Consider the following 24,047-nt stretch of genomic DNA (forward strand, 5'->3'; position numbering starts at 1 on the left):
GGGGTGTTGCCCCCTTTCACGTGCCTGTCGAACGTGACGTACCTGATGTACCCGACGTGTCCGTCGTGGTGAGCCCGAGGAGGCGGGCGGCGTTCTCCTTGAGGATCTTCGGTCGTACCTCGTCCTTGATGGGCAGCTTGTCGAAGTCGGCGAGCCAGCGGTCGGGGGTCAGGACGGGGTAGTCGGAGCCGAAGAGGACCTTGTCCTTCAGCAGGGAGTTGGCGTACTGGACGAGCTGCGGCGGGAAGTACTTCGGCGACCAGCCGGACAGATCGATGTGGACGCCAGGCTTGTGCGTGGCCACGGCGAGGGCCTCGTCCTGCCAGGGGAAGGAGGGGTGAGCGAGGATGATCTTCAGATGGGGGAAGTCGGCGGCGACGTCGTCGACGTACAGGGGGTTGGAGTACTTCAGGCGAATACCGCCGCCGCCCGGGACGCCCGCGCCGATACCGGTCTGGCCGGTGTGGAACAGCGCGATGGTGCCGGTCTCCTCGATCACCTCGTACAGCGCGTAGGCGATCTCCCGGTCGTTGGGGAAGAAGCCCTGGATGCTCGGGTGGAACTTGAAGCCCTTCACCCCGTACTCCTCGACGAGCCTGCGGGCCTGCTTGACGCCGGCCTTGCCGCGGAAGGGGTCGATCGAGGCGAAGGGGATCAGCACGTCCGGGTTGGCGGCCGCGGCCTCCGCGACCTCCTCGTTGGGCACGGGCTCGGTGCCGGTTGCGTGCTCGGCGTCGACGGTGAAGATGACGGCGGCCATCTTCCGCTCGCGGTAGTACGCGGCGGTCTCCTCCAGGGTCGGCTTCCGCTTGCCCTCGACCTTGAAGTAGGCGCTCGAGGCCTCGTGCAGGTCGTCGTCCAGCGAGGCGTTCCCCTTGGAGGAGACCTCGGCGTGGGTGTGGACATCGATCGCGACGAGCTCGTCGACGTTCATGGCGGTCATGGGCGGCCCTCGTGGCGGTGGGGATGAACGGCGGTCGTGACGGTCATGGCGCTCATGTCCCTTGGCCTTCCGGGAACTTGGGCGCCGGGATGCCGACGGTCTGCGGCTCGCGGCCGACCGAGGTGTGCCAGACGTCGGCGATCGTCTCGGGGCTCCAGCCGCCGTCGGCGTAGGCGACGGAGGTCTCCTGGGGGTGCGACCACAGGGCCAGCTTGTCGCCGCCGATGCCGATGCACTGGCCGGTCACGTCCGCGGCGGCCGCCGAGGCGAGGAAGGGGAGGAGGGCGGCGCAGTCCTCGGCGCTGCCGAAGCCCTCGCCCTTGCGCAGGAAGTCCGGCAGGGTCTCGCCGCCCCGCATGGCCTCGACGTAGGGGGCGAAGACGGGGATGGTCTCGGTCATCGCCGTGGCCGCCACCGGGACGATCGCGTTGACCGTGACGCCGGCGCGGGCGAGCTCCATGGACCAGGTGCGGGTCATGGCGGCGATCCCTGCCTTGGCAGCCGCGTAGTTGGTCTGGCCGAAGTTGCCGCGCTGTCCGGCGGGCGAGCCGACCAGGATCAGTCTGCCGCCCTCGCCCTGCTCGCGCATCCGTACCGCGGCGGCGCGGGCGCAGGTGAAGGTGCCCTTCAGATGGACGCCGATGACGGTGTCGAAGTCGTCGTCCGTCATCTTCCACAGCACCTTGTCGCGCAGCACGCCGGCGTTGGTGACCATGATGTCCAGCCGGCCGAACTCCGCGACGGCCCGGGCGACCAGACGGTCGGCGGCCTCGGTCGTGCCCACCGCGACGGCCTCGGCCACGGCCCGGCCGCCCGCCTCCTCGATGGACTTGACGGCCTGCTCGGCGACGGCCTCGTCCACGTCGTTGACGACGACGGAGGCACCCGCGGCGGCCAGGGCCTGCGCGTAGGCGAGGCCGAGACCACGGCCGCTGCCGGTGACCACGGCGACTTTGCCGGTGAGATCAATGGTGGACACGACGTGAGTCCCTTCATCAGGGGCGGGAGTGCTGGATTGCGAGAAAGAGGGGCGTCGGACGAGGAGAGCTCCGCCGCCGAGATCGAAGCTAAGGACAATAATTGTCGACGTCAATAGTTGTTGCCGTAGCGGATGTGCGAGATGCTTGGTCCGCACTGATGGAACACCGCCCCGCCCGGGGGCCAGCACCGACCGAACACCGCCCCACCCGGGGCCCTTGACCAGGGAGTCCGCCATCTCCGGGAAGCGCCTCGCCGCCAGCACCTCTCCCACCACGACCACGGCCGCCCGCCCCTCCCCGGCCTCAGAGGCGTCCACCACCGCGGCCCGTGGCGGGGGGCCCATCGACGCCCAGGAGCCATGGATGCGCGGTCTGCACGCCGACACCGGATATCTGCTCTACCGGCTGGGCCTGCGCTCCGGGCAGCTCTTCAACGGCTTCCTCCAGGAGTCGGGCCTGCGTCTGCGCCACTACGCACTGCTGCGCTTCCTCGCCACCGCCGAAGGCGCACTCCAGCGGGAGCTGAGCGCCCGGCTCGGCTACGACCCGAGCGCGATCGTCGGCCTCGTCGACGACCTCGAACGCGCCGGGTTCGTGGAGCGCCGCCCCTCCCCCGACGACCGCCGCAGCCGCATCGTCGTCCTCACCGACGACGGCCGGACGTTCCTGCGCAACACCGACGAGGCCGGCCTGCGCGTCACCAACGACCTCGTCCAGCCGCTCGATCCGGCCGAACGGGAGACGCTGCACGCTCTCCTGCTACGCATAGCGGAGCCGGGCCTCGCCTGAGCACGGCGACTAACGCCCGAGGGACGCAGAGATGATCTCCAAACCGGCCGGGCGGACCCCGCAGGACGGCTCGGATGACTCGGCAGGACGGCCGAACGAGCTCAGGACGGCCGGGATGATCCCGCAGACCGGGCGCGACGACCTCGCAAGCCGGATGGGACGACCCCGCGGGGCGGCTGGGACGACCCCGCAGCACGCGGGGCACGCTGAGACGACCCCGCAGCACGCGGGGCACGCTGAGACGACCCCGCAGCACGCGGGGCACGCTGAGACGACCCCGCAGCACGCGGGGCACGCTGAGACGACCCCGCGCTCCGCGCCCGACCGGCTGCTGGCGGTCCTCGGCGCCTTCGACCACGCCCACCCGGCGCTGTCCCTGACGGACATCAGCCGGCGTGCCGGTCTGTCGCTGACCACCGCGCACCGTCTCGTCGGCGCACTCACCGAATGGGGCGCCCTGGAGCGCGATCCGTCGGGGGTCTACCACGTGGGGCTTCGGCTGTGGGAGATCGCGGCGCTGGCACCGCGCGGACTGGCGCTGCGCCAGGTGGCACTGCCCTACCTGGAGGACCTGTACGAAGCGACCCACGAGAACGTGCAGTTGGCGGTGCGGGACGGCAACGAGGTCGTCTACATCGAGTGGATCTCGGGGCGTTCGGCGGTGGGAGTACGCATCAAAGTGGGCGCCCGCTGGCCCCTGCACGCCACGGGCGTAGGCCTGGCACTGCTCGCCAACACCGACGCGGAGTTCCAGGCGGCGTACTGCGCCGAGCCGCTGGCCGCGTTCACCCCCCACACCCTCACGGACCCGGCCCGGCTGCGCCGGGTCCTGGCCGAGATCCGGCGCACCGGCTGCGCGGTCAGCACCCGGCAGGTCACCGAGGACGCCTTGTCCGTGGCCGCACCCGTGCGGGGTGTGGACGGGACGGTCGTCGCGGCGGCCTCAGTTGTGGTGCCCGTACGGGATGCCCATGTCCCCGCGCTGATCCCGTCCGTGCGGCTGGCGGCGCGCGGCATCTCGCGGGCGCTCGGCTGGCACCCGGAGCGGCCGGAGCGGCCGGAGCTGCCGGAGCAGCGGGACCGCTCGTAGCGCCGAGCGGCTGGACCGGACCGCTCGTAGCGCCGAGCGGCCGGCCCTGCCGGAGCAGCGGGACCGCTCGTAGCGCCGATTGGCCGGCAGTGCCGGTAGCGCCCGGTAGGGCCGGTAGCGCCCGGTAGGGCCGGTAGCGCCCGGTAGGGCCGTGAGCGCCCGCCGCACCGGTAGCGCCGGACCGTTCGGGGCCGGAGGCCCGAGGAGCTTGACCGGCCGATCCCGGCACCACCGATACCGCCTTTTTCTGGACAAAGTTCTAACATCTAACCTGAGGAGGAATGCCACCATGGCCACGCTCCGGTGAGGGAAGTGATCCAGATGGGGCTCCCGGGGGATGCCATCAGTCCCTCGCGCGCCCGTGAGCGGTTCCTCCAAGGCGAGTTGATCGAGGGGGGCGTGCGAGGGCTGATCCTTAGTTCCTGGCAGCGCTGCCGGCTGCTGGGGCTCTCGCCGGATCAAGCTGAGCTTCCTTACCGCGACGACGTCGATCCGGACACCCGGCTCGTCCGTGCGGCCGAACCCGTGCTCGACTGGCTGCAGTCCGTATTCGCGGGCAGCCGGATGAACGTGGGCCTCGCGGACGGGAGCGGGACGGTGGTGCAGCGCCGTTTCGGCGAGGCCTCCATGGCCGGACAGCTCGCCCCGATCCAGAGCGTCCCAGGGTTTGTGTTCGCCGAGCAGGTCGCCGGAACCAACGGCATCGGCATCGCGCTCGCCGAACGGCGGCAATGCCAGGTCTACGGGGCAGAGCACTTCGCAGAACGCTCTCAGTCAAACGCCTGCTCGGCGATTCCCGTCCGTGACCTGCTCAGCGGACGTATCGAGGGCATCCTCTCGCTCGGATGTCCGCGTACGGACGCGGACCCCGTGATGGACACCGTCATACGTGAGGCGGCCCACGCCATTGAACGGCGGCTGCTGGAGCAGAGCTCGGCACGGGAGCGCGGCCTGCTGCGGGCGTATCTCGACGCCAGGAGCCGTACGCGGATCGTCGGCGGGGCGGCAACCGAGGAGGGGCGGCCGACCCGAGTGCACGAACTGATCCGGAGCGGGCTGGACCGGCGCGATCAGATGATCCTGATGGAGAAGGCCACCGAGCTGATCTCTTCCGCTCAGCGGGCGGGCGTCGAGGTGCCTCTCTCCCACGGCCGATGGGTCACCCTCCTGAGCCATGTGGTGATCAGCCCCTCCGGTGTGGAGGGTGTGGCAGTCGAGGCGGTGCTCCACAACGACGTGCCGCACCATGGGCTCGCCGTCCCCACGCCCGCCGACGTGCCGCTCAGCCTCTTGGCGGAGCCTGCCGCACTCCTGCCGGAGCCTGCCGCACCACCATCCGCCGTCCCGCTGTTCGGGCACCTTCCCGGCCTGGCACCCGTCCCGGCCGCCGGTCCTGCACCCTTCTCGGCCGCCAGCCCTGCACCCGTCCCGGCCGCCGGTACGGAGCCCACGACCGGCCGCGGCCGCACAGCCACCGCACCGGCAACCACCGACGCCACCGCACCGGCAACCACCGATGCCACCGGTACCCCCGACACCACCTACGCCACAGACGCCCCCCAGACCCCCCACACCCCCGACACCACCGACGACAGCGCTGACGAGGCCGCCGAGCGGGGGCTGGTCCTGGTCGGTGAGCCGGAAGTGGGCAAGCATGCCGTCGCGGCACGGCGCCGCCTGGAGCTGCTGTCCGAGGCCAGCACCCGGATCGGCACCACCCTGGACGTGAGCCGCACCGCCCAAGAGCTTGCCGAGATGGCCGTCCCACGCCTGGCGGACTTCGTCACCATCGACCTCCCCGACACCGTGCTGCGGGGTGAGGAGTCCCCCGATCCCCACACCGACCTGCGACGCACGGTGGTCCATGGGATCCGCGACGACTGCCCCTTCTATCCTGTCGGCGAGCGAGTCGTCCCTCTCCCCACCACGCCCCATCTCCGCTGCCTGGCCACCGGGCGGGCGGTGCTGGAACCCGATCTAAAGGTTGCCGCCGGCTGGCTAGCCCAGGACCCCCAGCACAGCGAGCGCCTTCTCGCGCACAACGTGCACTCCCTCATCACCGTTCCGCTGCTGGCCCGCGGTGTGGTCCTGGGCATCGCCAGCTTCTACCGCTCGGAGGACCCCGCACCCTTCGGGGACGACGATCGCTCGCTGGCCCAGGAACTCGCGACTCGCGCCGCCATCTGCATCGACAACGCCCGCCGGTACACCCGCGAACACACCATGGTCCTGGCGCTGCAGCGCAGTCTGCTGCCGCACGGCACCCCTGAGCAGGGCGCCGTCGAGGTCGCCCATCGCTACCTGCACGCCACGTCCGGAGTCGGCGGTGACTGGTTCGACATCATCCCCCTCTCCGGCACCCGCGTCGCGCTCCTCGTCGGCGACGTCGTCGGCCAGGGCCTGCATGCCGCCGTGACCATGGCCCGGCTGCGCACGGCCGCCCGCAACTTCGCCGAGCTGGACTTCGCGCCCGACGAAGTACTCACCCAGCTCGACAACCTCGTGGCCCGCCTCGACCGTGACGAGGGCGGCGGCGAGTCCACCGCCGGACCTGGCATCATCGGCGCCACCTGCCTGTACGCCATCTACGACCCGACCACGCACCAGTGTGCGATGGCCCGCGCAGGACACCTGCCACCCGCGCTGGTCCACCCCGACGGCACCGTGGCGTTCCCCGACCTGCCCGCCGGACCGCCTCTCGGACTCGGCGGCCTCCCCTTCGAGACCGCCGAATTCCACCTGCCCGAAGGCAGCGAGCTGGTCCTCTACACCGACGGGCTCGTCCATGACCGTCACCGCGACATCGACAAGGCCCTCGACCAGCTGCATCGCGCCCTGACCCACTCGGACCGTTCACCTGAGGCCACGTGCGAGGCGGTCCTGGACGCCGTCGTGCCCGAACACCCCAGCGACGACATCGCGCTGCTCGTCGCCCGCACCCGCGCCATGGACCCCGGCCGGATCGCCACCTGGGAGCTGCCCGCGGAGCCGGCCCGTGTCTCCGGCATCCGCGCCGCCGTCACCCGCCGGCTGGCCGACTGGGGGCTGGACGAGGTCTCGTTCGCCGCCGAACTGGTACTCAGCGAGCTGGTCACCAACGCGATCCGCCACGGCAGTGGGCCCATCCAGGTACGCCTGATCCACGACCGGTCCCTGATCTGCGAGGTCTCCGACACCAGCAGCACCGCCCCGCACCTGCGCCACGCAGCCGCGACCGACGAGGGCGGCCGCGGGCTGTTCCTCGTCGCACAGCTCACTCAGGCCTGGGGCACGCGTTACACCAGGAACGGCAAGGTGATCTGGGCCGAGTGCGCACTGGACAGCGCCGGAGGTGTGCCCGCCGCAGCCGGGGCCGAGGCCATGATCGGGATAGATTGGGAGGAAATTCCCGGCATCGAATGACTCATGTAACTCAATCGAATGACTCACGTAACTCAAGCGACGCAGCCGGGCAAATCGGGAGAAAGCCTGTGCATGACGCGCCCGACACCTCGATGAGCCCGTCCGCGCGCCGCGGCCGGGAACCTGTCGTGCGCATCCGCGGTCTCAGCAAGCGGTTCGGCGGCACCCTCGCGTTGGACGACGTCGACCTCGACATCCATCGCGGCAGCATCCTCGCTCTTCTCGGCCCCAACGGTGCCGGAAAGTCGACGCTCATCAAGGTCCTCGCCGGCGTTCACCACGCCGACGAGGGCGAGGTGACGGTGGCCGGTCACCCGCTCGGCACGGACGTGGCCTCGCAGCGTATGTCCTTCATCCACCAGGATCTCGGCCTCGTCGAGTGGATGACGGTCGCCGAGAACATCGCGCTCGGCACCGGCTACCCGCGCAGACGCGGAGTGGTCTCCTGGCGGCAGGCAAGGGAGCGCTGTGCCGAGGCCCTGGAGATCGTCGCCGGCCATCTGAACCCCGACGCCCGCATCGCCGACCTCACCCGCGCCGAGCGCTCGCTGGCCGCCATCGCCCGCGCCCTGTCGACCCGTGCCGACCTCATCGTGCTGGACGAGCCCACCGCCAGCCTCCCCGCCGCCGACTGCGCCCGCCTCTTCGCCGTCCTGCACAGGCTGCGCGACCGCGGCCACGGCATGGTCTACGTCACCCACCGGCTCGACGAGGTGTACCGGGTCGCCGACACCTTCGCCGTCCTGCGCGACGGCCGGATCGTCAGCCAGGGCCCGCTCGCCGGCCACAGCCCGACCCGCCTGGTGCACGACATCGTGGGCCGCGAACCGGGCGAATACCGGCCCGCCACCGCCCCCGCCGGCCCGGCCGTACTCAGCCTCCGGGATGCGCGGACCGGAAACTCGGGACCGGTCAGCCTCGAACTGCGCGCCGGCGAAATCCTCGGCCTGGTGGGACTCACCGGCGCCGGACACATGGAACTGGGCCGGGCGCTGATCGGTTCCCGGCCGATCCACAACGGCCGGGCGCTGCTCGACGGCCGGCCGTACCACCCGCGTACCGTCGCCGCCGCCGTCGACCGCGGTGTGGGTTTCGTGTCCAGCAACCGCCTCGAAGAGGGCTGTGCCGCCGAACTGACCGTGCGGGAGAACTTCCTGGCCAACCCCAGGGCGGGCGGCGTGCCAGCGCTGCACTGGATCAGCCCACGGCGTGAGCGCACCGAGGCCGCGGCCCTCGTCGAACGCTTTCGGGTGCGCCCGCGCGACACCGAGGCCCCGATCGGCACCCTCTCCGGCGGAAACCAGCAGAAGATCATGGTCGGCCGGTGGCTCGGGGTGAGCTGGCGGCTGCTGATCCTCGAGGAGCCGACGGCCGGCGTGGACATCGGCGCCAAGGCCGAGATCTACCGGCTGCTCGACGAGGCACTGGCCGCCGGGCTCGCCGTGCTGCTCATTTCCACGGACTTCGAGGAGGTCGCAGGCGTGTGCCACCGCGCTCTGGTATTCGTCCGCGGGACCGTGGCGGCCGAGCTGACCGGCGCGGCGCTCACCGTCACCGAACTCACCCACACCGCGTCGGCCATGCCACCCCTCACCGGAACGGCGACGGCCCGATGACACCGACGCCGCCGACGCCGCAGCCCTCCTCGCCCCGGTCCGCGCTGAGCCGAATGCGCGGGCACCTCATCGGCACCTACGGCCTGCTGGCCCTCACCGCCCTGCTGATCCTGGTCTTCTCGCTCGCTCTGCCGAACACCTTTCCCACGCTGGCCAACCTCTCCTCGGTCCTTTCCGCCCAGTCGATCCCCGCGATCCTCGCGCTCGGCGCGATGATCCCGATCGTCACCGGCAAGTTCGACCTGTCCATCGGCTACGGCCTTGGCCTGGCGCACGTCATGGTGATGCACCTGCTCGTGGGCGGCGGCTGGCCCTGGCCCTTCGCCTGCCTCGTCGTGATCCTCGGAGGCGGGGTCGTCGGCGCGCTCAACGGCGTCATCGTCGAGTTCGCGCAGATCGACTCGTTCATCGCCACGCTCGGCACCGGCAGCATGATGTACGCCGTCACGGGCTGGATCACCGACGGCGCCCGTATCGTCCCCGGCCCGGAGGGGCTGCCCCCGGCCTTCACCGGCATCTACGGCTCGACCTTCCTGGGCCTGCCCGCACCGGCCTTCTACGTCCTCGCCCTGGCCGTTGCTCTGTGGCTGCTGCTGGAACGGCTGCCGCTCGGCCGGTATCTGTACGTCGTCGGCTCCAATCCCCGTGCCGCCGACCTCATCGGCATCCCCACCCGCAAGTACTCGATCTACGCCTTCGCCGGCTCGGGTCTGGTGGTCGGATTCGCCGGCGTCCTGCTGGCCGCACAGCAGCAGATCGGCAACCCCAGTGTCGGGCTGGAATACCTGCTCCCCGCTTTCGTGGGCGCCCTGCTCGGCTCCACCGCGATCAAGCCAGGTCGCGCCAACGCCCTGGGGACCCTCGTCGCCGTCGCGGTCCTCGCCGTGGGCCTCGCCGGCATTCAGCAGCTCGGTGCGGAGTTCTGGGCCACACCGCTGTTCAACGGCGCCACCCTGCTTCTCGCCGTCGGCCTGGCCGGCTACTCCGCCCGCCGCCGGCTGCGATCCGCCGCCGCGGCCCGCGGGCGGCGGCGATCGGCGGGCATCTCGGGAGGGCATTCCGAAACCCGCCCGTCGTCACCTCCTTGACCTGCGGCCGGCGTCCCCGCGCTGTCCTCACGACCGCAAGGAGCACCCCGTGTTCTCGAACCGCAGGACCGCCCCCACGGCGGCAGCGCTGACGGCGCTGGCCGCCGCCCTCATCGCCGGCTGCGGGCCAGGCGCGGGAACCTCCTCCACAGAGACTTCGCCGGCCGGTTGCCCCGCCGCTCTCGAGGATGCGAAGGCGGCTGTGCGCAAGGCCGAGGCGGACACCCCCTGGAACGGCCCCGCCAGCGGCCCCGCGGCGGTTTCCGGCAAGACCGTCATCTATGTCGCGCAGACCATGACCAACCCCGGCGTCGCGGGCGCCGCGAACGGAATGACCGAAGCCGCGAAGGTCATCGGCTGGAACGTCCGCGTGATCGACGGAGGAGGCACACCGGCGGGCATCCAGGCGGCGTTCAGCCAGGCCATCGCCCTCAGACCCTCGGGAATCGTCATCGGCGGCTTCGACCCCAAGGCGACATCGCAGCAGGTCGCGCAGGCCAATGAGGCGGACATCCCGCTCATCGGCTGGCACGCGGTCGCATCCCCGGGGCCGAGCGCGCGCCCCAAGCTCTTCAGCAACATCACCACCCAGGTGGAGGACGTCGCCGAGATCAGCGCCGACTGGATCATCGCGCACTCGGGCGGCAACGCGGGAGCCGTCGTGTTCACCGACGCCTCGATCCCCTTCGCCAAGCACAAGTCCGAACTAATCAAGAAGCAGCTGGCCACCTGCTCGGGCGTGAAGCTGCTGGCATACGAGAACATCCCGATCGCGGACGCGAGCAGCCGCACGCCCCAGGCGGTCTCCTCCCTCCTCTCCCGCTTCGGCGACGAATGGACGCACTCCGCCGCGATCAACGACCTGTACTTCGCCGATGCCGCACCCGCCCTGAGCGCGGCCGGCAAGCAGGGTTCCGGCCCCCCGTTCAACATCGGCGCGGGCGACGGCGACGCGTCGGCGTTCCAGCGCATCAACAGCGAGCGCTTCCAGGCCGCCACCGTGCCCGAGCCTCTGTCCCAGCAGGGCTGGCAGATCGTCGACGAGTTCAACCGCGCCTTCGCCGGCCGCCCCGCCAGCGGCTATGTCGCCCCCGTCCACATCGCCACGGCCGCCAACAGCAAGGGAGCCACGACCTGGGACCCGTCCGGCTACCGCGAGGCGTACCGGAAGATCTGGCGCAAGTAGCCACATGTTCCTGGAGGTTCACCCGATCCGCAGCTCTCCCTTCCGTCAGACGGAAGCGCTGTTGCCGCCGCGGACAGCCGTCACGAATCTGATGGCACACACCACGGCACCAAGGGGCAAGGACGCCCCGCTTCTCAGGGACGGGATGCCATGACAGCCATGACCGCCTTCGCCAGGAACCAGTGGTACGTCGCCGCCTACGCGCACGAGGTGGGACGCGAACTGCTCGGACGTACGATCCTCGGCGAGCCCCTCGTCTTCTACCGCACCGAGGAGGACGGGACGCCCGTCGCCCTGCACAACCGGTGCGTGCACCGCCGCTTCCCGCTGTCGGAGAGCCCGACCCGTCTCGACGGCGACCGGATCGTGTGCGGCTACCACGGCTTCACGTACGACACGACGGGGTCCTGTGTGTACGTGCCTGGTCAGAAGCGCATCCCGCGGACGGCGCGCGTCGCCTCGTACCCGGTGGTCGAGCAGGACGCGCTGATCTGGGTGTGGATCGGCGACCCGGCGCTGGCCGACCCTCAGGCCATCCCGCGGGCCAGGCATCTCGAATCCCCCGGCTGGGTCACCGTCCGCGGCATGGAGCCCATCGACTGCGACTACGGGCTCCTGGTCGACAACCTCCTCGACCTCTCCCACGAGACGTATCTGCACGGCGGTTACATCGGCACCCCCGAGGTCGCCGAGACGCCGATCACCACCGAGGTCGACGAAGGCGCGGGCATCGTGCGCGTGAGCCGGCACATGGACGACGCCGAGTGCCCGCCGTTCTACGCCCGCTCCACCGGCATCGAGGGCCGCATCACCCGCTGGCAGGACATCGAGTACCACGCGCCGTGCCTGTATCTGCTGCACAGCCGTATCGCCCCGGTCGGCGTGCTGCCGGAGCCGGACGGCAGCGACCCGAACGGCTTCCACACCGAGATCACGTACGCCATCACGCCGTCCGCCGACGGCAAGGTGTACGACTTCTGGATGGTCTCGCGCGACTGGGCAACGGATGATGAAGAGGTCACCGAGTTCCTGCGGGGCAACAACCACACGGTCGTCATGCAGGACGTGGACGCGCTGAACCTGCTGCAGAAGACCCTGGACGCCGAGCCCGCCGGCTACCAGGAGCTCAGCATCAACATCGACACCGGCGGTCTCGCCGCCCGCCGCATCCTCGCCCGGCTGGTCGAGGAGGGCGCGAAGCCGATGGAGAAGGTCCAGTGACCTCACCGACCGGAGAGGTCTACCGCATCGACTGGCTGCCGGGCACGGACGTCCTGCACGGCACCTGTCACTGCGGCCGCGAGCACACCGCGCAGGACCCGATCGAGATGTGGGAGTGGATGCTCGCCCACCCGCAGGGACACGAGCCGCAAGGAACCAGCTCATGACCTCGTACGAAGCCGAACTCGTCGTCGACCGCCGGGAGTCCGCGGCCGACGGCGTGCTCGCCCTCACCCTCCGCCACCCGCTGGGCGAAGAACTCCCGGCCTGGGAGCCGGGAGCGCACATAGACGTACTGCTCGGTCCCGGCCTGGAGCGGCAGTACTCGCTGTGCGGGGACCCGGCGGACCGGAGCGTCTGGCGGATCGCCGTCCTGCGCGAACCCGACGGGCGCGGGGGTTCCGCGTATGTTCACGGTGAGTTGGGGCAGGGCGACAAGGTCCGCGTGCGCGGCCCGCGCAACCACTTCGCACTCGAACCCGCCCCGCGCTACCGCTTCATCGCGGGCGGCATCGGCATCACCCCGATCCTGCCGATGCTGGCCGTGGCCGATGCGGCGGGCGCGGAGTGGACCCTTCTGTACGGCGGCCGGTCACGCGGCTCCATGGCGTTCACCGATGAGCTGGGCGCGTACGGGGACAGGGTCACGATCGCTCCGCAGGACGAGGCGGGGCTGCTGGATCTCGCCTCCGTGCTCGACGACGTTCCCGAGGGCACCCTCGTCTACTGCTGCGGTCCCGGGGCGCTGCTGGACGCGGTCGAGGAGCGGTGTCCGGGCGGGCTGCTGCACATCGAGCGGTTCCAGCCGAAGGAGCAGGAGACCGGTCCGGACACCTCCTTCGAGGTGGAGCTGTCCCGCTCGGGGAAGACGGTGACCGTGCCCGAGGGCGTCTCGGTGCTTGACGCCGTGCGGTCGGCGGGTGTCGAGGTGCTGTACTCCTGTGCGGAGGGCACCTGCGGCACGTGCGAGACCGATGTCCTCGAGGGGACACCGGACCACCGGGACTCGGTCCTCAGCGACGAGGAGCGCGAGGCCGGCGAGACGATGATGATCTGCGTGTCGCGCTGCCGGGGCCCGCGTCTGGTCCTCGATCTCTGACCCGTTCTCCTGCACCTTCGGCAAGCCGGAGGCGCGGCGCCACCACGTGCACGTCGGCCTCGATACGGGCGACCGTGGCGAGCAGGTGGGGCAGCAGGTCCCGGCGTACGGACTCGACCGAGTTCCTGCTGGCGTGGACCGGGATGTTGACGGCCGCGACGACGTCGCCGTCCCGGTCCCGCACCGGGGCGGCCACCGAGCGGAGGCCTTCCTCAAGCTCCTGGTCGACGATGGCGTACCCCTGCCTGCGCACCCGCCGCAGCTCGGCGCGCAGCAGGTCGGTGGAGACGATGGTGCGAGCGGTCAGCGGCCGCAGTTCGGCGCGTGCGAGCCGGGCGTCGATGTCCTCATCCGGCAGACAAGCGAGCATCACCCGGCCCACGGACGTCACATGGGCCGGGAAGCGGGTGCCGACCGTGATCGTCGCGGTCATGATGCGGCTGGTGGGCACCCGCGCGACGTACACGATGTCGTCGCCGTCGAGCACGCACAGCGAGGACGACTCGCACACCTGTGCGACGAGCTGCTCCAGGTGCGGTTCGGCGATGTCCGGGAGCGAGAAGCTGGAGAGATAGGCGTAGCCGAGCTCCAGTACGCGCGGGCTGAGCCGGAACAGCCGGCCGTCGGTGCGTACGTATCCCAGGTCGGCGAGCGTGAGCAGAAAGCGGCGGGCCGCCGCTCTGGTGAGACCGCAGATGCGCGCCACTTCGCTGAGCGTCAGTTCGGGGTGGTCGGCGTCGAAGGCGCGGATGACGGCCAGTCCCCGTTCGAAGGACTGCACGAAGTGCGGTTCCCGTACTCCGGCGCCCATCCTTGCCTCCCGGAAGCGACGAAGGTTCGCTCTGCGCACGCTAGGAGGGCGTTCAGGCGGGTGTCAACGGATGTGACAGCGCCGCCTCCGACGGCACGGGCACATGCTCCAACTCCCTTGTCTCAAAGGGAATCTACACTTTCCGCACGGCCATTGACCCCTAGCCTGTGCCCCTCTACGTTCCCCCTCGGCACCACTGTGCGACCTGCGCACACACTCTCTCCGAGCGATGTCCAACCGGTCCCACAAGGGGGATTCATGCGTCGCCTGCTCATCGGCCTCGCCGTCGGCGCGTTCCTGGCCGCCACGACGGCGTGCGGCTCGTCCGAGTCCCCCGGGTCGTCCGGGGCGTCCGGGTCCGGCAAGGAGTCGGGGGGTGGTACCACCACCGTCAAGGTCGGCGTCATCCCGATCGTCGACGTCGCGCCCCTCTACCTCGGGCAGGAGAAGGGCTTCTACAGCAAGCGGGGCCTCAAGCTGGAGCTCACCCTCGCCCAGGGCGGTGCGGCGATCGTGCCGGGCGTGGTCAGCGGCCAGTTCCAGTTCGGGTTCTCCAACATGACCTCGCTGATGATCGCCCAGACCAACAACATGCCCGTGAAGGCCGTCGCCAACGGCGCCGCCTCGACGGGCGTGGAGGGCGAGGACTTCGGCGCGCTCACGGTGAAGAAGGGCAGCGCCATCAAGACGGCGAAGGACCTGGAGGGCAAGAAGGTCGCCCTCAACACCCTGAAGAACATCAACGAGACAGCGGTGCGCGAGTCGGTACGCAAGGCCGGTGGCGACCCCGACAAGGTGAAGTTCGTCGAGCTCGCCTTCGACCAGATGCCCGCTGCCCTCGACAAGGGCCAGATCGACGCCGCCATGGTGGTCGAGCCCGCGCTCGCCACCATCAAGGGCCAGGGCGGCAGCGAGATCGCCTCCTCCCTGGTCGACGTCGCCAAGGGCCTCACCGTCGCGATGTACTTCACGTCGACGCAGTACACGCAGCAGAACCCGGAGCTGGTGAAGAAGTTCCAGGAGGCCACCGCGGAGTCCCTCGCCTACGCGAGCGAACACCCCGACGAGGTCCGCGAGATCGTCACCACGTACACGAAGATCCCGGCGGCGACGCTGGAGAAGGTGACCCTGCCGACGTGGCCCGCCGAGCCCAACCGCGCCTCCATCGAGGCGCTCGCCGCTCTCGGCGAGAAGGACGGCCTCTTCAAGTCCACACCGGATCTGGACAAGTTGCTGCCGTGAAGGAGAGGCGACTCGGCGGGGAGACGCCCCTCAGCAACGCCCGGCCAGAACCGGGAACAGGTCCGGGACCGGGACCGGCGCCAGGATCGGGACCGGGACCTGGACCGGCGCCAGGATCGGGACCGGTCGTCGGTCTCACGAAGGGCCAGCGGTCCGGTGGCCCCCGGCCAGGACTGACGAACGCCGTCCTGGGCGGCGCCGGGCTCGCGGCCTTCCTCGCCCTGTGCGAGGCGGTGCCGCGGCTCGGCATCGTCTCCGCGGACTTCTTCCCGCCGACCAGCCGCATCGCGGACGCCTTCGTCGCCGAGCTGGGCGACGAGGCGTTCTGGACGGCGCTCGGGGACACGCTCACCGGCTGGGCGCTGGGGCTCGCGATCGCGGTGACCGCCGGAATCCTGGCGGGAGTCGTCGTCTCGGTCGTCCCGTACCTCCGCCAGGCCACCGCCTCCACGATCGAGTTCCTGCGCCCGATCCCCTCGGTCGCCCTCATCCCGCTCGCGGTCCTCCTCTTCGGCACGGAACTCCGCTCGGTCCTCCTCCTGGTGGTGTACGCGTCCTTCTGGCAGATCCTGATCCAGACGCTGTACGGCGTCCAGGACGTCGACCCGGTCGCCGAGGAGACGGCCCGCAGTTACGGCCTCGGCACCTGGGCACGGGTCCGTCACGTGCTGTGGCCCACCGCCCTGCCGTATGTCATGACGGGCGTCCGCCTCGCCGCCTCGGTCGCCCTCATCCTGGCCGTCACTGCCGAACTCGTCATCGGCGCCCCGGGGTTGGGTTCACGCATCGCCGTCGCCCAGACCTCGGGTGCCGTGCCGGAGATGTACGCCCTGGTGGTGGTCACGGGCCTGCTCGGGCTACTGATCAACGTGGGCGCGCGCACGGTGGAGCGCCGGGCGCTCACCTGGCACCAGTCGGTACGCGGGGAGGTGGCGGTGTGAAACACCTGGGGCTCCGCCTGTTCTTCGCCCTCGCGCTGCCCGCTGTGCTGGTGGTCGGCTGGTGGTTGGCGTCGGCCGATAGCACCGACGTGTACTGGCCGCCGCTGCGGACGATCCTCACCGCGTTCCCCGACGTCTGGACGGGCGAACGGCTACGTGACGACGTACTCCCCAGCGTGCTGCGTCTGTCGGCCGGCTATGCGTCGGCTGCCGTGGCCGGCATCGCATTCGGCACGGTCATCGGCTCGTACCGCCGGGTGCGGGCCGCCTGTGAGCCGGTGCTGGAGTTCCTTCGGGCGGTGCCGCCGCCCGTCCTGGTCCCGGTGATCATGCTGTTCGCGGGCATCGGCGACACCATGAAGATCGCCGTGATCGCGAGCGGCTGCGTATGGCCGATCCTGCTCAACACCGTCGAGGGCGTCCGGGCGGTGGACTCCGTGATGTCCGAGACGGCCCGCTCGTACGGCATCACGGGCGTCGCGCGGCTGCGCCATGTGGTGCTGCGCTCGGCGAGCCCCCAGATCTTCGCGGGTCTGCGCCAGGCTCTGTCGATCGGCATCATCCTGATGGTCATCAGCGAGATGTTCGCCGCGAGCAACGGCCTGGGCTTCACCATCGTGCAGTTCCAGCGCAGCTTCGCCATCCCCGACATGTGGACGGGGATCCTGCTGCTCGGGCTGCTCGGCGTACTGCTGTCCCTCCTGTTCCAGCTGGTCGAGCGGCGGGCGCTCGGCTGGTACCGCGGTCTGCGCGCGGCTTCCCTTTCAAGGCTCGGTTCGCCTCCGGGGCGCAGAAGTCGGTTTCGAGTGACCGACCGTGCTCAGCCCTCCTCCGTCGGGCCTCCGCGCGCTCGGCCTCTCGAAACCGACGCGCCCCTTCGGCTCACTCGCCGCCGGCGGTCGCAGTGACCGTTTCGGATGTCTCTGAGAAGTCCCCTGCGAAGTCCGTTACGAAGTACCTTGCGAAAGGACGCTCCATGCAGTCCCTGCTCGCCGTGTCCGGCCTGCAGAAGGTCTACGAAGGGTCCGGGCGCCGGGTGGAGGCGGTCCGTGATCTGACCTTCAGCGTCGAGCCGGGCGAACTCGTCTGCCTCGTCGGCCCGTCCGGATGCGGCAAGACCACGCTGCTGAAGTGCGTGGCCGGACTGCTCGCGCCCACCGGCGGCGAGGTCCTGCTCGAGGGCCGCCGCGTGAGCGGGCCACCGCCCGGAATGGCCGTGGTGTTCCAGGAGTACGGCCGCAGCCTCTTCCCCTGGATGCGGGTGCGGGACAACGTCGAGCTGCCGCTGAAGCAGAAGAGTTCGCTCAGCAGGGCGCGGCGCCGCGAACTCGTGGCCGAGGCCCTGGAGTCCGTCGGTCTCGCGGACGCCGCCGGCGCCTACCCGTGGCAGCTCTCGGGCGGTATGCAGCAGCGCGTCGCCATCGCTCGCGCCCTCGCGTACGAGCCCGGCGTGCTGCTGATGGACGAGCCGTTCGCCGCTGTGGACGCCCAGACCCGCGCGGACCTGGAGGACCTGGTGCGGCGGCTGTGGCGGGAGCGGGGCATGACGATCCTGTTCGTAACCCACGACATCGACGAGGCCGTCTACCTCGGAGAGCGGGTGCTGGTCCTGTCGGCGTCCCCGACCGTCGTACAGGAGCAGCTGAAGATCGATCTGCCCGCGGAACGGGACCAGTTGCACACGCGGGTCGCGCCGCGCTTCGCGGAGCTCCGTACGCATGTGTACGAGCAGATTCAGGCGGCGAAGCGCGGTTCCCAGGTTTCAGATCCTGCTGGCTGACGCCGTGTCCGATGACAGCCGCTGCGCGACGTAGATCGGGATGACGGACAGCAGGACAAGAAGCGCGGCGACGACATTGACGACCGGGGCCTGCTGAGGGCGGGTCATGTTGTTGAAGATCCAGATGGGGAGCGTCTGGACACCGGGTCCCGCGGTGAAGGTGGTCACCACGATCTCGTCGAAGGACAGCGCGAACGCCAGCAGTCCGCCGGCCAGCAGCGCCGACCGCATCAGCGGGAACGTGACGTCGACGAAGGCGCGGAAGGAGTGCGCGCCGAGGTCCATGGCGGCTTCCTCATAGCTGCCCGGAAGGCGCCGCAGCCGGGCCGCGACGTTGTTGAAGACCACGACGACGCAGAACGTGGCGTGTCCGACGACGACCGTGAACAGGCCGAGGCCTACTCCGAGCGGCTCCAGGACCGTGTTGAAGGCGGAGTTGAGAGCGATTCCGGTGACGATGCCGGGCAGCGCGATGGGCAGGACGACCGCGAAGGAGATCGCCTCGCGGCCGAAGAAGGCGTGCCGCTGCACGGCGAAGGCGATGAGTGTGCCGAGCACCAGTGCGATGGCCGTGGCGGCGAGCCCGGCCTCGACGGAGGTCCACAGGGCGGCCCGCGCACCGTCGTTGCGCCACGCGACGGACCACCAGTCGAGGGTGAGGCCCGGTGGCGGCCAGCTGGAACTTCGGTCGGGGTTCAGAGAGTTGACGAGTACGAGGAGCAGCGGAAGGTAGATGACCGCGAGACCGAGCGCGGCGGCGGTGCGCAGCGCGATGCGTGCGGGGCGGGACAGGTGCATGGCGTGGGCTCCTCCTCGAGGACCGCTGGTCAAGAGCTTCAGAGGCATTCAGGGCGTCAGAGGCTTCTCAACGCCCCGGTGCGGCGCACCGCGAGCAGATAAAGCACGATGACGACGACCGGGACGGTGCCGACCGCCGCCGCCAGCGGGAGGTTCAGCGTCACGTTGGAGTACACGAGGTTGCCGATCAGCTGGGTCTTGCCGCCGACGATCTGCACCGTGATGTAGTCACCGAGGCTGAGCGAGAAGGTGAAGACCGATCCGGCGGCGACCGACGGGAGGACCAGGGGCAGTACGACGGAGCGGAAGGTGCGCCCGGTGCCGGCACCGAGATCGGCGGAGGCGTCGAGAAGTCCGTCGGGAAGCTGCTCGAGCCCCGCGTGGATCGGCAGGATCATGTACGGCAGCCAGAGGTAGGTCAGCACGAGGACGGTGGCGGTCAGGCCGTAGCCGGGCCCGCTGAGCCCGAACGGCCTCAGGGCCCAGTCGAGCGGTCCGCCCTCGGAGAGAATGAGCCGCCAGGCGTACACCTTCACCAGATAGCTCGCCCACAGAGGCGTGAGGATCGCGACAACCAGGAGCGGCCGCCATCTCGGCCTCGCGACGCGCGCCGTGTAGAAGGCGATCGGGAAGGCGATCACGGCACACAGGGCGGTGACGGCGAGCGCGACGCCGACGCTGCGCAGCGCCACCTGCCGGTAGAGGGATTCGGTGAGCAGCGCCTCGAAGTTGTCGGTGGACCACACCTTCACGACCTCCGACGTGAAGGAGTCCGTGGTCCAGAAGGCCGACAGGAACAGCGCGGCCAGCGAGCCCAGATAAGCGAGGACGAGCCACAGCAGCGGCGCGGAGAGGAGCAGGGACAGCCGCAGCCGGGGTCGGCGGTGCAGGGTCCCGGCGAGCCGCCGGAGGGGTCCGGCGGCTGCGACGGCATCGGTCATGTGTCAGCCCTTGATCTCGTCACCAGCCGGTTCAGCCTTGTGTCTCGTCACCGGCCGGTTCAGCCCTTGATCTCGTTCCAGGCCTGCACCCACTTCGCGTACGGCACGCACTTGACGTCCGTGCGGCCGTCGATGCACTGCTCGATGGGCGTGGTCCAGTAGTGGACGTTCTTCCAGTACGCCTCGTCGGTGGCGTGGAAGGTGGCGCAGTGGTTCTTGTCGGCCGTCTCGTCGCAGGACTTCGCGTTGGACGGCGCCTCGCCGAAGTACTCGGCGACCTGCGCGTTCACCTCGGGCGAGATGATCCAGTCGAACCACTTGTAGGCGCAGTCGGGGTGCTTGGCCTTGGCGGCGATCATCCAGGTGTCGGACCAGCCGGTGGCTCCCTCCTTGGGCAGGACCGCCTCGACCTTGGCGCCCTCGTCCTGGGCGAGGTTGGCGATCACCTGCCAGGTGGTGCCGACCACGGAGTCACCGCTCTTGAACGCGGAGATCTCCTTGAGGTAGTCGCTCCAGTACTCACCGATGTTTGCGTTCTGCTGCTTCAGCAGCTCGACGGCGGCGTCGAACTGCTTCTGGTCGAGGGCGTACGGGTTCTTGATGCCGAGGTCCGGCTGGGTGGCCATCAGATACAGCGCGGCATCGGCGAGGTAGATCGGCGAGTCGTAGGCGGTGACCTTGCCCTTGTGCGCGGACGCCTTGTCGAAGACGGCGGACCAGGAGTCGGGGGCGGGCTTGACCTGCTCGGTGTTGTACATGAGGAGGTTGGCGCCGCGGCCGTGCGGGATGCCGTACGGGACGCCGTCCACCGAGTTCCAGTCCTGGTTCTTCAGGCCCTTGAAGACGTCGGCGTAGTTGGGGACGAGCTTGGTGTTGACGGGCGCCGCGTCGCCGGAGGCGATGAGGCGCAGCGAGGCGTCGCCGGAGGCGGATACCGCGTCGTAGTCGCCGGTCTTCATGAGGCTGACCATCTCGTCCGATGTGGCGGCCGTCTTGGTGTTGACCTGGCAGCCCGTCTGCTTCTCGAAGTCGCTCACCCAGTCGACCTTCGGGTCGTTGGAGCCGTCCTCGACATAGCCCGCCCAGGCGATCAGATTGACCTCGCCCTCGGTCTTGCCGAGCTTCGACTGCGCCTTGAGATCCGGCGGGTTGAGCCCCGAGGAGGAGGACGAAGAATCGTCCGAGTCCGTGGAGCCGCAGGCGGTGACGAGCAGCAGCGCGCCGATGGCGGCGGCTGCCTTGAGGGATCGGTTCAGGCGCACGAAGTACTCCCTGTCGATGGGGGGATGGAGCGGGACGGTACGTGCGAGCGGTGCGGTTGCCGTGCTTCCTGGAACCTGGCGGCTACCGCGGTGCGGGAACCCGGAAGGTGTGGCGGTCGTGCCACAGCAGCCTGACCCGGGCGCCGCGATAGGCAGCGACGTCCTCGGAGGAGGTCTCCAGGTTCTGCTGGAGGGCGGTGAGGCGCCCTCCGGCGTCGAGGTCCACCAGGAACCGGGTGGCGTCGCCGAGGTAGACGACCTCGGCGACGGTTCCGGTCGCGGTGGAGTGCTCCGGCTCGTCCGCCGTGGCGGACTCCTTGAGCACACGGATCTTCTCGGGCCTGATGCTGTACGTGCCGGGGCTTCCGACGACCTGTTCGGCGGCCTGGCCCTCGAGCAGGTTGGAGGTGCCGACGAAGCCGGCGACGAACCGGGTCGCGGGCCGCTCGTAGATCTCGGCGGGGGTGCCGGTCTGTTCGATACGACCTTGCTGGAACACTGCGAGGCGGTCGCTCATCGTCAGGGCCTCCTCCTGGTCGTGCGTGACGAACACGAACGTGATGCCGACCTCCCGCTGGATCGCCTTGAGCTCGATCTGCATCTGCTCGCGGAGCTTGAGGTCGAGCGCGCCGAGCGGTTCGTCGAGGAGCAGCACCCTGGGGCGGCCGACCAGGGCGCGAGCGAGCGCCACGCGCTGACGCTGGCCGCCGGAGAGCTGCGAGGGCCGGCGCGCGCCGAAACCGTCGAGGCGGACGCGTGCCAGGGCCTCGCGGACCCGGTCCCGACGCTCGGCCTTCGGCACCTTGCGGACCTTGAGGGCGTAGGCGACGTTCTGCTCGACCGTCATGTGCGGGAACAGCGCGTAGTCCTGGAACACGGTGTGCACATCGCGTTCGAAGGGGGCGAGACGGGTGACGTCGCGGCCTGCGAGTGCGACGGTTCCCGAGGTCGGCGCCTCGAATCCGGCGATCATCCGCAGCACGGTGGTCTTGCCCGAGCCCGAGGGGCCCAGCATCGAGAAGAACTCGCCGTCGGCTATCTCCAGGTCGACCCCGGACACTGCCTCGGTCCGGCCGTACGTCTTGCTCAGTCCCTGCAGCCGGATCGCCATTCCCTGCATGGGCGGGAACCTTTCTGATGCGGTCGTGCGTTGAACGAGCGCCGCGCTAAAACATATGAAGCCATAGTTCAAATCTCAAGGCCCCCTTGCGGCAAAGGATGGGTCAACACACAAGCTCTACAGGGTGGTTGTGCGTGAACCCCGTGCGACGAGACGAGAAGGGTGCAGGCGGCGCCCGTAGAGCCGTCTTCACCCCGGTCGACACCCGGGCCCGGGTCGACGCGGTCGTGCGCCGACTCGGCGACGCCATCGAGCTCGGCCTGCTCTCCGACGGTGAGCAGCTGCCTGGCGAGAGTGAGCTCGCGGCGCAGCTCGGCGTCTCCACGGTGACGCTGCGCGAGGCGCTCATGGCCCTGCGGCAGCGAGGGCTGGTCACCACCCGACGCGGACGCGGCGGCGGCAGCTTCGTGACGCTGCCCGAAGGCCCTGCCGAAGACCGGCTGTTCGCGCGGCTGACCGACTGGTCCACCGAGGAGCTGCGGGACCTGGGCGATCACTGGGCCGCGGTCTCGGGGGCGGCCGCCTGGCTCGCGGCTCAGCGCACAGACATTGGCGACTTGCGCCAACTCATCAGGAGCGTGGACGAGTTGGCGCAGGCCGACGACCCCACCGCACGCAGCCGGGTCTACGGGCGCTTCCATGTGGAGCTGGCGGCGGCCGCCCAGTCTCCGCGGCTTACAAGGGAGGAGGTCGCGCTCCAGACGGAGGTCGGGGCGCTGCTGTGTCTCGTCCTTACGGACACCTCCTACCTCAAGGAGGTGACGGACCGTCACCGTGCCGTAATCTCGGCGGTGCAGGATGAGGCGGAAGACCGGGCCAGATCGCTGGCCGAGCGCTGCGTGCAGGCGTCGATGACGCGGTTGATCGAACTCCGGCTGGGCGCCACGAGCGCGGCGCACGGTCCCGGACCCGAGGAGGGCACCCATGGGCGGCAGGAGTACCGGTCTCGTCGGCGCAGCGGACACCCCGCCTGAAGCGACGGCGGTGGTGACGGGCGAGGCCGTCGCTGCGCGTGTTCGGGACACGCTCGAGGACGTCTTCGACACGGTGGCGGAGACACGCGTGGACATCGTGGCGCTGCTCGAAGGGGTGTCCGTCGGTGAGCACGGCCCGGTCACAGCCGACCTGGCCGCTCTCCGCCCGGGGCTGCACGCCCGGCTCGCGGCCCGCGCGCTCGTCTCGGGGGTTGGCTTCGTCACCGCCCCGGGCCTGCTGACCGACGTACCGGCCTGGCTGGAGTGGTGGCAGGCCGGCACCGACGGAACGGTGCGCCCGCTGCTGCTCGATCTCGATCCGGAGCACTCCGCGTACTCGGACTACACCCACTGGGACTGGTTCACCCTGCCCCGCGACACCGGACAGCGCGCGGTCGCCGGGCCCTACGTCGACTACCTCTGCTCCGACGAGTACTCCCTCACCCTGTCCGCACCCGTGACCGTGGGCGGCCGGTTCGCCGGCGTGGCCGCCGCGGACGTGTACCTGCGGCACTTCGAGGCGGCCGTGATGCCGCTCCTGAAGCGACTGCCGGGCTCCGCCCACCTGGTAAACGCCCGCGGCCGGGTGGCGGCGTCGACCGATCCGCACCACCTGGTCGGCTCGCTCACCAAGGGCCCCGACTTCGCGGCTCTGGTGGCCGGCCCGTCAGAGCCCGGCCGGTTCGGCGGGCTGCGGGTGTACCGGTGCGACGGGGTGCCGTTGGTCTTGCTGGTCTCCGACGACTGAATGCCGTATGACGGTG

The 24,047-nt window shown here is 70.1% G+C and carries 21 protein-coding genes and 1 pseudogene; 15 read left to right on the top strand and 7 right to left on the bottom strand.

The features are described 5' to 3' along the window. Nucleotides 1-16 precede the first annotated feature (16 nt). On the bottom strand, nucleotides 17-934 hold the full coding sequence (locus H1D24_RS26975) for an amidohydrolase family protein (protein WP_181660365.1): 918 nt from the start codon (nucleotides 932-934) through the stop codon (nucleotides 17-19). A gap of 61 nt (nucleotides 935-995) precedes the next feature. Beyond that, entirely contained in the window at nucleotides 996-1,922 is a 927-nt protein-coding gene (locus H1D24_RS26980; RefSeq protein WP_309484453.1) for an SDR family NAD(P)-dependent oxidoreductase, read from the bottom strand. Nucleotides 1,923-2,286: 364 nt separating this feature from the next. Here H1D24_RS26980 and H1D24_RS26985 point away from each other — a divergent pair, with 364 nt between their 5' ends. The 9 genes from H1D24_RS26985 to H1D24_RS27025 all read left to right on the top strand — a co-directional run bounded on the left by H1D24_RS26985 (nucleotide 2,287) and on the right by H1D24_RS27025 (nucleotide 13,414). Next, complete coding sequence (locus H1D24_RS26985; RefSeq protein ID WP_181660367.1) at nucleotides 2,287-2,712, top strand: MarR family winged helix-turn-helix transcriptional regulator; 426 nt, start codon at nucleotides 2,287-2,289, stop codon at nucleotides 2,710-2,712. 154 nt (nucleotides 2,713-2,866) lie between these two features. Next, nucleotides 2,867-3,802 carry an IclR family transcriptional regulator gene (locus H1D24_RS26990; protein WP_181660368.1) on the top strand — a complete coding sequence of 312 codons (936 nt, stop codon included), beginning with the start codon at nucleotides 2,867-2,869 and terminating at the stop codon, nucleotides 3,800-3,802. 321 nt (nucleotides 3,803-4,123) lie between these two features. Then, nucleotides 4,124-7,204 (top strand): SpoIIE family protein phosphatase, encoded by a 3,081-nt coding sequence (locus tag H1D24_RS26995; RefSeq protein ID WP_181660369.1) that lies wholly within the window; start codon nucleotides 4,124-4,126, stop codon nucleotides 7,202-7,204. Nucleotides 7,205-7,272: 68 nt separating this feature from the next. Next, nucleotides 7,273-8,820: a sugar ABC transporter ATP-binding protein gene (locus H1D24_RS27000; protein ID WP_181660301.1), complete on the top strand. Its 1,548-nt coding sequence runs from the start codon at nucleotides 7,273-7,275 to the stop codon at nucleotides 8,818-8,820. Continuing rightward, the gene (locus tag H1D24_RS27005) at nucleotides 8,817-9,908 is read left to right on the top strand and encodes an ABC transporter permease (protein ID WP_181660302.1); all 1,092 of its coding nucleotides are present in this window, start codon (nucleotides 8,817-8,819) and stop codon (nucleotides 9,906-9,908) included. The genes H1D24_RS27000 and H1D24_RS27005 overlap by 4 nt, the downstream gene beginning before the upstream one ends. 49 nt (nucleotides 9,909-9,957) lie before the next feature. Continuing rightward, on the top strand, nucleotides 9,958-11,094 hold the full coding sequence (locus H1D24_RS27010; RefSeq protein WP_181660303.1) for a substrate-binding domain-containing protein: 1,137 nt from the start codon (nucleotides 9,958-9,960) through the stop codon (nucleotides 11,092-11,094). Between the two features lie 150 nt (nucleotides 11,095-11,244). Further along, nucleotides 11,245-12,315, top strand: a complete 1,071-nt coding sequence (locus tag H1D24_RS27015) for a Rieske 2Fe-2S domain-containing protein (protein ID WP_181660304.1) — start codon at nucleotides 11,245-11,247, stop codon at nucleotides 12,313-12,315. Then, complete coding sequence (locus H1D24_RS27020) at nucleotides 12,312-12,482, top strand: hypothetical protein (RefSeq protein ID WP_181660305.1); 171 nt, start codon at nucleotides 12,312-12,314, stop codon at nucleotides 12,480-12,482. The genes H1D24_RS27015 and H1D24_RS27020 overlap by 4 nt, the downstream gene beginning before the upstream one ends. Then, on the top strand, nucleotides 12,479-13,414 hold the full coding sequence (locus H1D24_RS27025) for a PDR/VanB family oxidoreductase (RefSeq protein WP_181660306.1): 936 nt from the start codon (nucleotides 12,479-12,481) through the stop codon (nucleotides 13,412-13,414). Before H1D24_RS27020 ends, H1D24_RS27025 begins: the two co-directional genes overlap by 4 nt. Here H1D24_RS27025 and H1D24_RS27030 read toward each other — a convergent pair. Beyond that, complete coding sequence (locus tag H1D24_RS27030; protein ID WP_181660307.1) at nucleotides 13,329-14,225, bottom strand: IclR family transcriptional regulator domain-containing protein; 897 nt, start codon at nucleotides 14,223-14,225, stop codon at nucleotides 13,329-13,331. The genes H1D24_RS27025 and H1D24_RS27030 overlap by 86 nt on opposite strands. Before the next feature lie 258 nt (nucleotides 14,226-14,483). Between H1D24_RS27030 and H1D24_RS27035 the strand changes: the two genes are divergently transcribed. The 4 genes and pseudogenes from H1D24_RS27035 (at nucleotide 14,484) to H1D24_RS27050 (ending at nucleotide 18,188) form a co-directional block, all read left to right on the top strand. Further along, the gene (locus tag H1D24_RS27035) at nucleotides 14,484-15,467 is read left to right on the top strand and encodes an ABC transporter substrate-binding protein (RefSeq protein ID WP_181660308.1); all 984 of its coding nucleotides are present in this window, start codon (nucleotides 14,484-14,486) and stop codon (nucleotides 15,465-15,467) included. 173 nt (nucleotides 15,468-15,640) lie between these two features. Next, the gene (locus tag H1D24_RS27040) at nucleotides 15,641-16,408 is read left to right on the top strand and encodes an ABC transporter permease (RefSeq protein WP_258564345.1); all 768 of its coding nucleotides are present in this window, start codon (nucleotides 15,641-15,643) and stop codon (nucleotides 16,406-16,408) included. Continuing rightward, nucleotides 16,405-17,169 (top strand): annotated as a pseudogene (locus H1D24_RS27045) (ABC transporter permease); the annotation flags it as partial. The gene H1D24_RS27040 and the pseudogene H1D24_RS27045, both read left to right, overlap by 4 nt. Before the next feature lie 215 nt (nucleotides 17,170-17,384). Beyond that, nucleotides 17,385-18,188 carry an ABC transporter ATP-binding protein gene (locus H1D24_RS27050; protein ID WP_181660310.1) on the top strand — a complete coding sequence of 268 codons (804 nt, stop codon included), beginning with the start codon at nucleotides 17,385-17,387 and terminating at the stop codon, nucleotides 18,186-18,188. Here H1D24_RS27050 and H1D24_RS27055 read toward each other — a convergent pair. The 4 genes from H1D24_RS27055 to H1D24_RS27070 all read right to left on the bottom strand — a co-directional run bounded on the left by H1D24_RS27055 (nucleotide 18,171) and on the right by H1D24_RS27070 (nucleotide 22,309). Then, nucleotides 18,171-18,986, bottom strand: coding sequence for an ABC transporter permease (locus H1D24_RS27055; RefSeq protein ID WP_181660311.1), 816 nt, complete (start codon nucleotides 18,984-18,986; stop codon nucleotides 18,171-18,173). The two genes, H1D24_RS27050 and H1D24_RS27055, sit on opposite strands and share 18 nt — an antisense overlap. 56 nt (nucleotides 18,987-19,042) lie before the next feature. Next, nucleotides 19,043-19,927, bottom strand: a complete 885-nt coding sequence (locus tag H1D24_RS27060; RefSeq protein ID WP_181660312.1) for an ABC transporter permease — start codon at nucleotides 19,925-19,927, stop codon at nucleotides 19,043-19,045. Between the two features lie 59 nt (nucleotides 19,928-19,986). Next, a complete protein-coding gene (locus H1D24_RS27065; RefSeq protein ID WP_181660313.1) occupies nucleotides 19,987-21,189 on the bottom strand; it encodes an ABC transporter substrate-binding protein in 1,203 nt (400 codons plus the stop codon). Between the two features lie 82 nt (nucleotides 21,190-21,271). Further along, the gene (locus tag H1D24_RS27070) at nucleotides 21,272-22,309 is read right to left on the bottom strand and encodes an ABC transporter ATP-binding protein (protein WP_181660314.1); all 1,038 of its coding nucleotides are present in this window, start codon (nucleotides 22,307-22,309) and stop codon (nucleotides 21,272-21,274) included. Nucleotides 22,310-22,452: 143 nt separating this feature from the next. Between H1D24_RS27070 and H1D24_RS27075 the strand changes: the two genes are divergently transcribed. Further along, the gene (locus H1D24_RS27075) at nucleotides 22,453-23,283 is read left to right on the top strand and encodes a FadR/GntR family transcriptional regulator (RefSeq protein ID WP_374064382.1); all 831 of its coding nucleotides are present in this window, start codon (nucleotides 22,453-22,455) and stop codon (nucleotides 23,281-23,283) included. Beyond that, complete coding sequence (locus H1D24_RS27080) at nucleotides 23,234-24,031, top strand: PDC sensor domain-containing protein (RefSeq protein WP_258564336.1); 798 nt, start codon at nucleotides 23,234-23,236, stop codon at nucleotides 24,029-24,031. Before H1D24_RS27075 ends, H1D24_RS27080 begins: the two co-directional genes overlap by 50 nt. Nucleotides 24,032-24,047: the final 16 nt, after the last annotated feature.

This window comes from Streptomyces himalayensis subsp. himalayensis, from assembly GCF_013778455.1.
In the GTDB taxonomy this organism is placed as follows: domain Bacteria; phylum Actinomycetota; class Actinomycetes; order Streptomycetales; family Streptomycetaceae; genus Streptomyces; species Streptomyces himalayensis.